Source organism: Eudoraea sp. (assembly GCF_039969275.1).
GTDB lineage: Bacteria > Bacteroidota > Bacteroidia > Flavobacteriales > Flavobacteriaceae > Eudoraea.
Genome location: NZ_JBDVOC010000010.1, coordinates 299895 through 313982 on the forward strand (window position 1 = coordinate 299895; position 14088 = coordinate 313982).

At 35.9% G+C, this 14088-nt stretch carries 9 protein-coding genes and 1 pseudogene; 8 read left to right on the top strand and 2 right to left on the bottom strand.

All coding sequences use genetic code 11. The features are described from left to right. Positions 1–37 precede the first annotated feature (37 nt). The 7 genes and pseudogenes from ABJH90_RS09180 to ABJH90_RS09210 all read left to right on the top strand — a co-directional run. Positions 38–1654, top strand: a pseudogene (locus ABJH90_RS09180) (OstA-like protein); the annotation flags it as partial. Between the two features lie 415 nt (positions 1655–2069). Next, positions 2070–3245 (top strand): aspartate aminotransferase family protein, encoded by a 1176-nt coding sequence (locus ABJH90_RS09185; RefSeq protein ID WP_348138586.1) that lies wholly within the window; start codon positions 2070–2072, stop codon positions 3243–3245. Between the two features lie 104 nt (positions 3246–3349). Next, positions 3350–4750, top strand: a complete 1401-nt coding sequence (locus tag ABJH90_RS09190) for a tetratricopeptide repeat protein (protein ID WP_348138588.1) — start codon at positions 3350–3352, stop codon at positions 4748–4750. Positions 4751–4780: 30 nt separating this feature from the next. Further along, the gene (locus ABJH90_RS09195; RefSeq protein WP_348138590.1) at positions 4781–5704 is read left to right on the top strand and encodes a DUF368 domain-containing protein; all 924 of its coding nucleotides are present in this window, start codon (positions 4781–4783) and stop codon (positions 5702–5704) included. A 5-nt stretch (positions 5705–5709) separates the two neighbouring features. Then, the gene (locus ABJH90_RS09200) at positions 5710–6729 is read left to right on the top strand and encodes a DUF368 domain-containing protein (RefSeq protein WP_348138592.1); all 1020 of its coding nucleotides are present in this window, start codon (positions 5710–5712) and stop codon (positions 6727–6729) included. Continuing rightward, on the top strand, positions 6701–7453 hold the full coding sequence (locus ABJH90_RS09205; protein WP_348138594.1) for a shikimate dehydrogenase: 753 nt from the start codon (positions 6701–6703) through the stop codon (positions 7451–7453). Before ABJH90_RS09200 ends, ABJH90_RS09205 begins: the two co-directional genes overlap by 29 nt. A 153-nt stretch (positions 7454–7606) precedes the next feature. Beyond that, a complete protein-coding gene (locus ABJH90_RS09210) occupies positions 7607–9613 on the top strand; it encodes a DUF349 domain-containing protein (protein ID WP_348138596.1) in 2007 nt (668 codons plus the stop codon). A gap of 102 nt (positions 9614–9715) precedes the next feature. Here the strand turns inward: ABJH90_RS09210 and ABJH90_RS09215 are convergent, their stop codons facing one another. Both ABJH90_RS09215 and ABJH90_RS09220 read right to left on the bottom strand, forming a co-directional pair. Further along, positions 9716–10294, bottom strand: a complete 579-nt coding sequence (locus ABJH90_RS09215) for a DUF1080 domain-containing protein (RefSeq protein WP_348138598.1) — start codon at positions 10292–10294, stop codon at positions 9716–9718. A 148-nt stretch (positions 10295–10442) separates the two neighbouring features. Further along, entirely contained in the window at positions 10443–12734 is a 2292-nt protein-coding gene (locus ABJH90_RS09220; RefSeq protein WP_348138600.1) for a DUF5916 domain-containing protein, read from the bottom strand. A 92-nt stretch (positions 12735–12826) separates the two neighbouring features. On the opposite strand from ABJH90_RS09220, the gene ABJH90_RS09225 reads away from it, so the two are divergent. Further along, positions 12827–14065, top strand: a complete 1239-nt coding sequence (locus ABJH90_RS09225) for a serine hydrolase domain-containing protein (protein ID WP_348138602.1) — start codon at positions 12827–12829, stop codon at positions 14063–14065. Positions 14066–14088: the final 23 nt, after the last annotated feature.

Genomic DNA, 14088 nt, shown 5'->3' on the forward strand with positions numbered 1-14088 from the left:
TTTTAATTTATTCTATTTTTGAACAAAAATTTGGGTCTTGAACAGATTAATACTACTTAATATATTTCTTTTTTCCCTTTGCTTAGTTACTGCTCAGGAACAGCCTGAAGAAGAGGTTAAACAGATTAATATTGTATATGGTGCAAATTTCACAAAAGACGAAACTCAGTTTCCAGGTGCATCCATATTTAGTAAAGATGAGAGGCAAGTTCAGTTTGAACACCAAGGGGCAGATCTTTGGTGCGATATAGCTATATTCTATCAAAAAGAAAATAAATTAAGGGCAATTGGCAACATCCGAATGAAACAGGGTGATTCTATTCAAATGACCGGTGGAAAAATTAATTATGATGGCAACACCAGGATTGCCAAGGCTTGGGAAAAAGTAGTCTTAAAAAATACTGGTTCTGGTACTGGCACCGGTTCCGGCATGACCCTTCGCACAGACACCCTATACTTTGACCGTGAAAAACAGGAATCTTATTATACAAGTTCCGGTACCATTGTAGATTCTGCCAATACACTTACCAGCCAAATTGGAAGATACTTTATGGTACCTGAAAAATTTCAGTTCGTAAACAATGTACATATTTTAAATCCCGAATACACCATAGATTCCAAGCAATTGGATTATTATCAGAATTCTAAGAACGCCTATATGTATGGGCCTTCCACTATAACAGGTAAGACCTATAAAATATACTGTGAACGTGGATTCTACGACACCAAGATAGAAAGTGGTTATGGCATAAAAAATACAAGAATAGATTACAATAACCGGATTATTGAAGGAGATAGTGTTTATTTTGATAAAGCTTCTCAATTTGCTTCGGCCACAAATAACATTGTTGTTACAGATACTGTTAATAATGGGGTAATTAGGGCCCACTATGCTGAGGTATTTAAAGCTAAAGATTCTGTATTTGCTACAAAACGAGCCGTATCTATAAGTTTGGTTGAGCAGGATTCGCTCTATATGCATGGGGATACCTTACTACTCACTGGAAAGCCGGAAAAACGAATTTTAAGGGCTTTCAGAAATGCCAAATTCTATAAAACTGATTTAAGTGGCAAATGTGATTCTATTCATTTTGATCAATCTTCCGGAATAACTCAGCTTATAAAAGAACCTATTTTGTGGAATGTAGAAAACCAAATGACCGGTGATAGTATCCATCTGATTTCTGATATGGAAACTGAAAAATTGGATTCATTAAAAGTAATAAACAACGCCTTTATAATCTCTCTAGATAGCATAAGTATGGAAGGTTATAACCAGGCCAAAGGCAAAGATCTCTTCGGAAAGTTTATCGATAATTCACTGAAAATTGTAGACCTGGTTAAAAATACTGAAGTAATTTACTACATGTACAATGATGATGATGAACTCATCGGTATTAATAAAACAATATGCAGTGAAATTCGGTTGACCTTAGCCGAAAATGATATTGAGGATATAACTTTTTATACCAATCCGGATGGAGACATTTTTCCGGAAGAAGATCTTCCGAAAAGCAGTAGAAAGTTAAAGGGGTTTATCTGGCGAGGAGATGAACGAATCCGGAGTAAGGATGATCTTTTTGATGAAGATGACAACAATATTGAATTAGTAAAAATAAGTGGAGTTGACCATCCTATTGATACCGATATTGATTTGGCTACTTCATTGGTGGAAAAAAAAGCGCGGGATTTTGTTAATTCTTCTAACGGTACAGGAGAGAAAACACAATATAAAAAAGATCTCTTGGATAAATCATTAGAAAAGACCGCGGGTCCAGTACCCGAACAACGATTTGAAGAAGATCAAGGAGAAGAAGATCTTATTCCGGGCTATTATCTTATTGCCAATGTGTTTGAAAACCAGCAGAACTTTGAAAGGTTCATGGGCATTTTATCAGATCACGGATTACAACCTAAATCTTTCTTTAGAAAACTGAACCAGTATACATATGTGTATCTGGAGCGTTTTGATACATTAGAAGAAGCAAAAAAGGCCAGAGATAACCAGCTTAATGGTCAATACATGGATGAAACATGGATTTTTCGGGTAATGGGCGAATGAAGTAGCTATGAAAAAAGACTTTTTTACATATCAGGCTCAAACCACTCCCCATCCTCTGGCAATGGAAGTCTCACATGCCAAGGGTAGCTATATTTATGACAAGCAGGGAAATGCTCATTTGGATTTTGTTGCAGGAGTATCGGTCTGTAGTTTAGGTCATTGCCATCCAAAAGTAGTTGATGCGATAGTTGAACAAACCAGGAAGTACATGCATGTTATGGTATATGGTGAATTCATACAGCAACCCGCAGTGGAGTTCAGTAAATATTTAGCAGCACTATTACCAGGTAAACTAGAAACAACGTATCTCGTAAATTCCGGAACGGAGGCAATTGAAGGAGCAATAAAACTGGCAAGACGCTTTACCGGTCGCTCCGGCCTCATAGCTGCCAAGAATGCTTATCACGGAAATACTTTAGGCAGCTTAAGTTTAATGAATTTTGAAGAACGAAAAGCTCCTTTCCGTCCATTAATTCCGGATATCTCTTTTTTGGAATTTAATTCTGAAGATGATCTTGATAAAATCTCTAAGGATACAGCGGCGGTCATACTTGAAACTATTCAAGGTGGTGCCGGATTTATTATGCCAAAAGAAGGGTATCTTAAAAAAGTGAAGGATCGTTGCACAGAAGTGGGTGCCTTATTAATCCTTGATGAAATACAACCTGGATTTGGGCGCACTGGTAATTTATTTGCATTTGAGCACTACCAATGCGTACCGGATATACTCGTTATGGGTAAGGGTATGGCTTCGGGTTTACCTATTGGCGGATTTACGGCTTCGCATGAAATGATGAATTCTTTAAGTGATTCTCCCAAATTAGGCCATATAACGACTTTTGGAGGCAACCCAGTTATAGCCGCCGCTGCCATGGCAACACTCAAGGAATTGACCAATAGCAATTTGATTCCGGAAACTATTGAAAAGGAAAAACATTTCAGATCCAGATTAAAACACCCATATATAAAAGAGATTAGAGGAAAGGGACTAATGCTGTCTCTTATCATGAAAAATAAAGAACTTGCCAATAAACTTATTCTTTCTTGTGCAAAAAAGAATTTAATCCTTTTTTGGCTGCTTTTTGAATCAAAAGGTGTTAGAATTACTCCTCCAATGACTATAAACGCAGAGGAAATTGACCGTGGCTGCGATATTATAATGCAAACTTTAAATGAGTTATAGCAATAATTTGTTAACTATTTTGTTAATAATATAGCCCTAAAGTGGAATTAAAGGTAGTTCCAAAAGACTATTTTTAAATCCATAGATTAACCAAGCACGTTCCTATGGCGTTAGATCCTAACGAAAGTCAAAATCAACCAATAGCGAAGTTTGAGTCCATGCTTAAGACGGATGACGTCTATTTTTTTGACGCAGAAGATTTCGAAGACATAATTCATCACTACCTAAACAACGGCAAGATATCTTTGGCTAAGAAGGCTATTAAAATTGGCCTTAAACAGCATCCGGGGGCCATGAATTTAAGGCTTTTGGATATAGAAGTGCTCGTATTTGAAAATAATTTGGTAGTTGCTGAGAAGCTGCTAGATGAGCTCCAATTGATGGATAGCACTAATGAAGAAATTTATATTCAACGCGCTAATATCTATTCAAAAAAAGACAATCATGAAGCGGCAGTAGACATGTTAAAAAAAGCTTTGGACCTATCTGAAGATAGTTTTGACATTTACTCATTATTGGGCATGGAATACTTATTCATGGATAATTTTGAAAAGGCTAAAGATAATTTTATTAAATGTGTGTCTTTTGATGAACAGGATTATTCTTCTCTTTATAATGTGGTCTACTGTTTTGAATTCATGGAGGATTATGAAGGTGCCATAACTTTTTTGAACGATTTTCTTGAAAGAAATCCATATTGCCAGGTGGCTTGGCATCAACTGGGAAAACAATACTACACTAAAGAGATGCTTCCCGAGGCTTTAGCGGCATTCGATTTTGCCATAATTGCAGATGATTCCTTTATAGGGGCTTATTTTGAGAAAGGAAAGGTTCTGGAAAAAATGGGAAAACACAACGAGGCAATTGAAAATTACGAAACAACAATAAAAATAGAGGACCCTACCTCACATGCTTACTTGAGGATTGGAAAATGTCATGAAAAACTAAACAACGACGAGCTTGCAAAATTCTATTTCTACCAGACTGTACATGAGGATCCACTGCTCGATAAAGGTTGGTTGGCAATTACTGATTTTTACTTTCGTAAAGATAATTATGAAAGGGCTCTGTATTATGTAAATAAGGCGATCAATATTGATGGTGAAAATGCCGTTTATTGGAAAAAATGCGCCAAAATTCATTACGCCCTTCAAAACCTTGACGAAGCTGATTTTTCATATAAACAAGCAGTAGATCTTGGAAATTATGAGTTAGACACCTGGTTGAATTGGGCAGAAGTGGTTACAAAGAATAGTGATATTGATTCTGCTGTTCAAATTTTGATCCAGGGACTCCAATTTTACCCTGAAGAAGCTGAAATTGAATATAGAATGACTGGCTTATATCTTATGTTAAGTGATTCTGAACAAGCAAGATTCAGATTCATTAATGCACTAAAATTAGACATCTCTAAACTTTCCATTTTTGAAGAAGCATATCCCGAATATTACAACTCTATTTGGACCCAAAACATAATTAGTAATATTAAAAAGGCTTCCGAATAAAAGAACTATTTTTGTTTTTTTATTTTTTTAATGGGTCATCGCAATTTATTAAGTTATATTATTATTTCTCTTAAAGGAGTCGCCATGGGTGCTGCAGATGTAGTACCGGGAGTCTCTGGTGGTACTATAGCGTTTATTTCAGGGATTTACGAAGAACTTATTACCTCCATAAATGGCATAAATTTTTCTCAGTTTAAAATCTTACAAAAAGAGGGATTCAAACCCTTCTGGCGAGCTATTAATGGAAATTTTTTGCTTGCTCTTTTTTTAGGTATTTTCATTAGTGTCTTTTCTTTAGCCAGGATTATTAGTTGGCTCTTAGTTAACCAACCTATTTTGTTGTGGTCCTTCTTTTTCGGGCTGGTATTTGCCAGTATTTTTTTTATTGCCCGGGCCATTGAGAAATGGAATTTAGGTACTATAACTGCCTTTGTTTTGGGAACCATTCTGGCGTATTATATTACGAACCTTCCACCTTCAGAAAATACCGGAAGTCTGCCTTTTTTATTTCTATCCGGGGCTCTTGCTGTATGCGCAATGATCTTACCAGGAATTTCAGGGGCATTCATTTTGGTACTTCTCGGATCCTATAAAACCATTTTGGATGCTGTTCACCAAAAAGACTTCTATATTATTGCTACAGTTGCTGCTGGGGCTATATTTGGCATATTAAGCTTTGCAAGACTTTTAAAATGGATGTTTAAAAATTACAAGAACACTACTTTGGCACTTTTAACAGGTTTTATTTTGGGATCACTAAGCAAAATATGGCCATGGAAAAGAGTTTTGGAGACAAAGACATTTGGTGACAAAGTAATACCTGTAAAGGAAGTAAACGTATTTCCTTTTCAATATGAAGGTGATAACCAGTTACACTATGCCATCCTATTAGCTTTACTTGGATTTTGCGTTATTTTTGTACTTGAAAAAATAGCTACAAAAAGTAAAAAATAACTCTAATGCATAAACCAAGAACTTTTCTTGATAAATTATTTCTGATTATTAAGGGATTGGGAATGGGCGCCGCTAATAAAGTTCCCGGTGTCTCAGGCGGTATTGTAGCCTTTGTCGCGGGCTTTTATGAAGAGTTTATTTATTCACTGCGAAAAATCAATCTAAAAGCTCTTAAATTGCTATTTAATGGCAGGTTTAAAAGTTTTTACCGTTACGTAAACGGACAATTTTTATCGCTTCTGATATTTGGAATGTTAGTTAGCTATTTTAGCGTCTCTAAAATACTGGACTATTTTCTTGAACGACAAGAATTGTTTGTTTGGGCTACTTTCTTTGGAATGATAATAGGCTCCATTTATTTCATTGCCAACGACTTTAAGCATTGGAATAGAGGAACCATCACGGTTGGTCTGCTAGGATTTATAGTAGGCATTTCCATTAGTTTTTTAAGCCCCGCCAAGGAAAATGACAATTTGTTATTCATCTTTCTTTGTGGCATTATAAGCGTTTCTGGAATGACCCTTCCGGGCTTATCTGGATCATTTATCCTGATATTATTGGGTAATTACGTATTGCTATTGGTAGATTCTGTAAATTCCTTATACGATACTATGGCTGAAATGATAAAAGGTGATTTTAGCTTCATTGAGAACCAGACGCGGTTAAGAACTTTGAAAATTCTTGCCGTATTTACGATGGGATCTGCTACAGGATTGGTTACTCTATCCCATCTCCTTGGGTATGTGTTAAAACATTACAAACATATTACTTCTGCAGTTATAATAGGGTTTATTACCGGTTCTCTGGGTGTGGTATGGCCCTGGAAAAATGCTCTTTATGTTAAAGATGAAGCCGGAAAAATAGCAATCGATTCAAATGGCGATAAAATAATAATGAACTATGAAAGATACATTCCGGATTTTAACATTGGTGAAACCTGGTGGGCAATGATGTTTATAGTATTAGGAATTGGCCTGTTAATAGGGTTAGAAAGATATGGCAAAAACAGAGCAAAAAATACATAGTTTTGGACTAATTGGAAAGAATATTTCCTATTCTTTCTCTAAAACATATTTTAACAACAAGTTCACTTCAATGAACCTCGTGAGCCATGGCTATGAAAATTTTGACCTCTCGAAAATTGAAGAATTTCCTGCTCTTATAAAAAAGCATAACACGCTAAAAGGTTTAAATGTTACAATCCCTTATAAAGAGGCGATAATTCCCTATTTGGATAGTTTAAATGAACAAGCGGAGCGCATCGGTGCTGTGAACACAATAAAATTTACAAAGGAAGGTCTCAAAGGCTATAATACGGATGTTTACGGTTTTAAAAAATCTTTCCAACCATTTTTAAAAGAATCGCACAATAAAGCTTTGATTCTTGGCACGGGCGGGGCCTCTAAAGCTGTTGCATTTGTTTTAAAAGAATTAGGTATCTCATTCAAATACGTTTCAAGAAACCCAATAGGAGATCAGATTGGCTATACAGATTTAAATAAGAAGATTATTAGTTCGCACACTGTCCTTATTAATTGTACCCCATTAGGTACTTTCCCGGATACTGATGCCAAACCAAATATTCCATATAAATTTCTTACTTCAAACCATTTACTTTTTGATCTTATCTATAATCCGGTAAAAACTCCATTTCTGTTATCGGGAGAAAGCAAAGGCGCTATTATTTGTAATGGATCAAAGATGCTGGAACTACAAGCCGAAAAGGCTTGGCAAATATGGAATTCCTAATATTCTGAACCTGAAGTTTTAAAATAAGGCAAACCTCATAACATATGAGGTATAAATTGATGCATAAATCTAGTTTGATTATCTTTGTAGTTATAATAGCTGTTAGTATCTTACAATGTAGGATCTAACAAATCCGAAGTAACATTAAATAAAATGTTGGAAAATAAAGACCATAAACTACAGGATATTGTAGAGGGAGAAGAAAAATCAGAAACTACTGAATCTAAACAGGAAACAGAGAAAAGCACTGAACCAGAAGATAAATCCCAGAAAGTAATAACAGCCGATAAAAAGGAAACTGCTAAAGAGAATGTCCATGAAGAAATAAATGAATCTAATGCTGAAGACGCAGAAGACAAAGACAATCATCGGAGGCATCATATTCCCATCCTGGACTATCACGCCATGTCTATGGAAAATCTGGTTGGGGAATTACAGAGATTGGTTAGAAATGAGAAAGTGCAGGCCATTAAAAAACATGTTGATGGCATAAAACACGAATTTGACTTAAAATTCCTTGATTTTTTAGAACATAAAAAAGAAGATTTCATTGCCAAGGGTGGTAACGAAATTGATTTCAGATATAATTCTGTTACCAAACGGCAATTCAATGAGGTCTATTCTGAATACCGTGATAAAAGAAATACATACTATAAGAGTCTCGAACAAAATCTAAAAGAAAACCTTACAAACAGACTGGAAATTATTGCTGAACTTAAGGGGCTCGTGAATGTTGAAGAAGATATAAATACCACCTACAGAAATTTTAAAAACATTCTGGAAAGATGGCGAAATGCCGGACCAATCCCAAGAAATAACTACAATGATGTATGGAGAACATATCATCATCATATTGAGATTTTTTACGACTTTCTACATCTTAACCGGGAATTAAGAGATCTGGATTTTAAGCATAATTTAGAGGAAAAGTTAAAACTAGTTGAATGTGCTGAAGCCTTAGCAGAAGAAGAAGACCTCAATAAAGCATTTAGGGAGTTACAAACTCTTCATAAGGTTTGGAAAGAAGATATTGGGCCAGTTGATAAAAAACACCGAGAAGAAATTTGGGAACGCTTTAGCAATGCTACCAAAGTCATGCATCAAAGGAGGCAGGATTATTTTAAGGATCTTGACAAAGTCTATGAGCAAAACTTAGAAAAGAAAAAAAGCATTATTCAAAAGATTGTCGAAATAGGGTCTCATGTTGCCAGCCACCATAAAAATTTGCAACAACAAATAAGAGATATAGAGGAGCAACGAGAAGCTTTCTTTAAAGCGGGAAAAGTACCTCAAAATGTGAATGAACAAACCTGGGCAGAGTTTAAAGAAGCAGTTAGAGGGTTTAACAGAAATAAAAATGCCTATTATAAAAAACTCAAAAAAGATCAGCAGGAGAATCTACACAAAAAAAGAGACCTTCTAAGCTTAGCACAATCTTTAAAGGATAGTGAAGACTGGGATACTACAACCTCTGAAATGAAAAGAATTCAGAGGGAATGGAAAACTATAGGGCATGTACCCCGAAAATATTCTGATAAAATTTGGAATGATTTCAAAAATGCATGCAATCATTATTTTGACAGGCTGCACGCTATAAAAAATAAAGCTCACAGTGAAGAGTCTGCAAATTTTGATAAGAAATTCGCTTGTCTGGAAAAACTTAAAGCATTTGAACTGAGTGGTGATAAAGACAAAGATTTGACTACAGTGAAGTCTTTTATTGAAGAATGGAAGTCTTATGGCAGGGTTCCTTTTAATAAAAAGAATATAAATGTCAAGTTTAACACCATTCTGGATGCTATTTTCAAAAAACTTGATGTTAGTAGACAAGAATCGGAGCTAATGAAATATGGCGACAAGCTTAAAAAACTTGCAAACGCAGATAATGAAAGAGCCCTGATCAATGAGCGAACATTCATCCGAAGAAAGATAGATGAAAGCTTTAATGAAATTCGTCAGTTAGAAAACAATTTACTATTCTTCTCAAATACTTCAGGAGACAATCCTCTTGTTAAAGATGTTGTAAAGAACATTGACCGTCAGAAAGAAACCTTGGCAACGTGGAAAGCCAAGTTGAAAAATCTGAACATTCTGCAACATAATCTTAATAAAGAAGAAATTCAATCAAAGGAAGTTCCTGGCAGTTCAGAAGATGAATAACACATTTGTGTGAAATATCCTCCCTATAATTATTCATAATCAATCGTGAAAAATTAATCAAGGTTATTAAAGCTGCAATATTTATCTTCTGGAGTAATTATTTTAAAACTCTTTTATTTTTACATTTCTAAATTTGATTCTGCCAGTTTCAGCAGCCTGAAGCGCAATATAACCCTCAGATAAATCATCGTTGTAAATATCTGCTGTAAGTTTACCATTTATCCAGGTACGGATATGGTTACTTTCACAAGTTATTTTATAGCTATTCCACTTTCCCAGTGTTTGTACATTTACCAATGGTTTTGCCCTGGTAACAATTGATCCCGTCCTCGATTCCTGGTCTGGGTGGTAATCCCAAATATTCATTTCATAACAATCCTTGTTTGAGATCTCTTTGTTTTTACATCTTACAAATATTCCAGAGTTAATCCCTGTATCGGGATAGAACTCAAGTGAAAGTGTAAAACTTTTATATTTCTTATTCGTCATAACAAATCCCGATCCACCTAATGAGGTCCCAACCAACTGATCACCATCAAATTTCCAGGATGCCCTTCCTTTCTGAAACCAATCATTTGAATCCTTAACGAAAATATCCGTCTCCGCACTCTCACCTAAACCACATGCATTAAATATTAGAATTAATCCAAACAGCAAGTAGCATGTAAAACTTTTAATCATAATTAGTAGTATTAAGTTGATATAATTATAAACATTTGAAATTAATACATAAAATTAAAGATGTTTGATCTTGGAAGAGAATGTATAGGCATTAAATCTCATTCCAAATAGGTATAATAGAAACTCCATCAAATCTAATTAATGATGTCTATTTAACCAAATCAAACATTCGGGTATATTTTACAATTATACTATTGTTCAAGGGATCGTTATCCTGCAAATTATGATTATACACAATAAATAAACCTGTATTTGCCCGTTGTAGCCAACTAAATCTAAAGTTGAATGCCCAAAGATTGTTTACCGTATTATTTTGTACAAGTCCCTGAATTAAGACGTTTTGTTTAAAAGCATAGGTCAGTCTGGTTTGAAAAACATTTGCGGTAAAATCACCTCCGGGTAGTTCGAATTTGTTGTATTGATAAGAAAGATTTGCATTAAATTTTTCACCTGCTCTAAATTGCAAAGCAAGGGTATTCAGGGATCGCATACCACCAAATGAACCTCCAAATACAGACCTGACATTAACAGATACTGGTTTAGAGCCATTCGTAAAAAATACCAATTGTCCCTCTGCATGTTTATAAGTGCCGGGCTCCACAATTACCCCCTCACTAATCTCAAACGGCTCAAGAAGGCCCTCTGTAGTTAAGTTTAAACCTGTGTGTATTTCCGTACCACTTTTAAACTCCCAGTGATTATCTATATGCAAAAAACCGGTTTCCTGAAATCCATCAAAATTCCAATATCCTCTGTAGGATACATGTGGCCTTAATTCCAAAATCTTTGAATTTTCATTTTGAGGCCTGAGATGATAGAGCACCAGGCCCTCTGGTTTTCTGAATGCTGAACGCAAAAGAAATCCTACCTCCGGATTAAAACCCTGGCCAACTTCTGTATATGCCGCACGCATTTCCCAATTATCCCAATTATAGTCTGCCTGTAGTTTAAAAGCATGTTCATTTATGGAATCGTACGAACCTGAAGTCTTAGAGTAAAATCCGGATAATCTAGCCTTTCTACCCAGACCAAGTTTCCCGTCAATAGAATAAGTTCGGTTATAATCATCGTTCGATTCCAAACCTGAACGATTTACAAAAATGGCGCCTAAAGCACTTCTTCCTTTAAACTCGTAATTAACTCTGGCTACTGTAAAATTATTTTTTTCGATACCTTCTTCGTCCACGTCATCTGTAAACATGGTAAGTAAACCAACATTGGTTCTGTTTAATTTACCCGAAAGTCTTGCGCCACCAATGATTGGCACAATATTTCCATCGTCTCCTATACCTATTCGCCGACTAAAAAACAGATCTACCTCCCCCGGGCTACCTACCGTAAATAAACCGGCATTTTCCAAAAAGAAAGGTCGTTTTTCAGGAAAAAACAAGTTAAACCTATCCAGGTTCACCTGCTGATCATCCACCTCAACCTGGGCAAAATCTGTATTATATGTCAGATCAAGAGTGAGGCTTGGTGTAATGCTGTATTTTATATCCCCACCAATTTCGGGTGTAAATTCATTTTTAGGCTCACTGGAAGTGTAGTCCTTGTCCAACCTACCTAAAACGTAGGGTATTATTTTAAGGTTCCCGGGGCTTCTAAGTTCCAATCCGGTTAATGTCCCGGCAAGCGAAAGACGATACAATGTAATTCCGATAGGCATCTGTGCCCAATAAACAATTTCATTAGTCTTGCGAATATTTCTACGAAAGTTGATTCCCCAGTCTTTGCCGGCCTGAAATCGAATTGTTCGCAAAGGAATCGCAAACTCGGCACTCCAACCATATTCTTTGACCTGTGCCTTTACTCTATAAGAGGCATCCCAATTAAGGTTAAAACCTCCTATAGTCCCTGATTGTTGTCTGTTTACATTTCTATTGCCTTGTCCTTCATTATCTACCTGGGCGTCATATTCAATTCCGAGCGAGTTTGTTCCAAACACAAAACCATTCTGTCCATCTTTATAAGTGTCCAAAACAAAAATAAAGGCATCAGTGTTATCCAAATTTGCATCTCTTCGCGGATCAGAGACCACCAACCTATCGGGTTGTGCATCATAGCAAATAACAGAGAGATAAAACGTTTCATCTGTATATGCGATTCTAATCTCAGTTTTCTCAGATGCGGGATTTCCAAAATTAGGTTGAACTTGATAAAGGTCGCCAAAGGGAGTTATTTCTTTCCATATTTCATCGTCCATTACTTCACCATCTATTATTGGTTCCTTTTTAATAGGTATTGCCCTGGCTATTGGACGATCTGCAGTGTTATAAGTAGATTCAGTAACCTGACAATATAGGTATGTTGTGTTGGATAGAATTGATAAAATAATAAATATAATGTAAGCTGCCCGCATGTGCTGGTGGTTAATCAGGTAAAATAAAAGTAATACTATTTTAGTAAATAGATTAAACCTGTTTGAAGTATTATTTGTCATTGTGATATTTTAAATTAAGCTGACAAAACAATTTAGTTCTTCAGTAAACCAACTTAAAATTTTTATATTTAAGGACCATTATAACTATAATTATGAAAAAGCGCTTTTACCCTCTGTTTCCATTTCTATTTCTTTTGTTTTCTCTGGTATTCACCTACGGGCAGTCTTCAACGGCCTCCAATGAAGTAATCTCTGGATTCTCAGAAATACGCCTCGATAGGTATTCAACTTTTTTGAATACTGAAATAACTGAAGGACGAATACCCGGGGCTGTTTCCTATATATATCGGAACGGACAGATAGTACACAAAGCAGCTTTGGGATACAGCAGCTGGGAAGCCAAGAAACCTATGCAACAAGACAATATTTTTCATATAATGTCTATGACCAAGCCAATAATCTCCGCTGCCTTTTTAATGTTATATGAGGAAGGACATTTTTTCCTCGCCGACCCTGTTTCCAAATACCTCCCACAGTTTAAAGACTTTAAGGTAGCTCTTGATGTAAATAATGGAATAGATGGTACTACCGAGCCTGCAAAATCTGAAATAACTATTCATCAACTGCTAACACATACTGCAGGCTTTACCCACGGTATTGGGGGTACAACTTTGGACAATGAAATTGCTCAGGCCATATATTTTGAGCCTCAAACTTCCATTGAAAGCAGGGTAAACACTCTTATAGGTTTACCCCTTATAGGACATCCCGGAGAGCAATGGCATTATAGCGCCTCCCCAGATGTACTATCGCTACTAATTGAGCATTTTTCCGGCATGACTACCGCTGAATTCCTTCAAATTAGAATTTTTGATCCTTTGGAAATGAGAGATACCGGGTATAATATTCCTGCTGATGACCAGGATAGATGGGTTCCTGTTCATAATTTCAACGAAGATGGTAAACTAGTCAACTCAGAACAACAACTCCCTATTGAAGGGAATATGGTCTACGGTGGAACTCACGGACTTTTTTCTACAGCAGATGACTATATGAAATTTTGTCATATGATTCTCAATGGAGGTGAGGGCAATGGAAAGCGACTTTTAAGTCCCAAGACTGTAGAAATAATGACTATGAATCAGGTGGGAGACTTATATTCTGGACAGGGATTTGGTCTTGGTTTTGGAATAACCACAGATGTCGCTAAAAGTAAAGCTCTTGGTTCAAAAGGAGCATTTTATTGGAGTGGCGCTTATAGCACCTACTTTTTTATTGATCCAAAGGAAGATTTAATAGCCATCTTAATGACTCAGGTTCAGCCATATAGCAACTATTATGGTTCCAAATTTTCACAATTTGTATACCAGGCTTTGGTAGATAAAAACTAAGCAAAGTTATATAACCATATAAA

What these genes read in the sequence shown, in the direction of transcription:
- ABJH90_RS09185 (WP_348138586.1), top strand. Translation starts at nt 2,070, where the DNA reads ATGAAAAAAGACTTTTTTACATATCAGGCTCAAACCACTCCCCATCCT.
- ABJH90_RS09190 (WP_348138588.1), top strand. Translation starts at nt 3,350, where the DNA reads ATGGCGTTAGATCCTAACGAAAGTCAAAATCAACCAATAGCGAAGTTT.
- ABJH90_RS09195 (WP_348138590.1), top strand. Translation starts at nt 4,781, where the DNA reads ATGGGTCATCGCAATTTATTAAGTTATATTATTATTTCTCTTAAAGGA.
- ABJH90_RS09200 (WP_348138592.1), top strand. Translation starts at nt 5,710, where the DNA reads ATGCATAAACCAAGAACTTTTCTTGATAAATTATTTCTGATTATTAAG.
- ABJH90_RS09205 (WP_348138594.1), top strand. Translation starts at nt 6,701, where the DNA reads ATGGCAAAAACAGAGCAAAAAATACATAGTTTTGGACTAATTGGAAAG.
- ABJH90_RS09210 (WP_348138596.1), top strand. Translation starts at nt 7,607, where the DNA reads ATGTTGGAAAATAAAGACCATAAACTACAGGATATTGTAGAGGGAGAA.
- ABJH90_RS09215 (WP_348138598.1), bottom strand. Translation starts at nt 10,294, where the DNA reads ATGATTAAAAGTTTTACATGCTACTTGCTGTTTGGATTAATTCTAATA.
- ABJH90_RS09220 (WP_348138600.1), bottom strand. Translation starts at nt 12,734, where the DNA reads ATGACAAATAATACTTCAAACAGGTTTAATCTATTTACTAAAATAGTA.
- ABJH90_RS09225 (WP_348138602.1), top strand. Translation starts at nt 12,827, where the DNA reads ATGAAAAAGCGCTTTTACCCTCTGTTTCCATTTCTATTTCTTTTGTTT.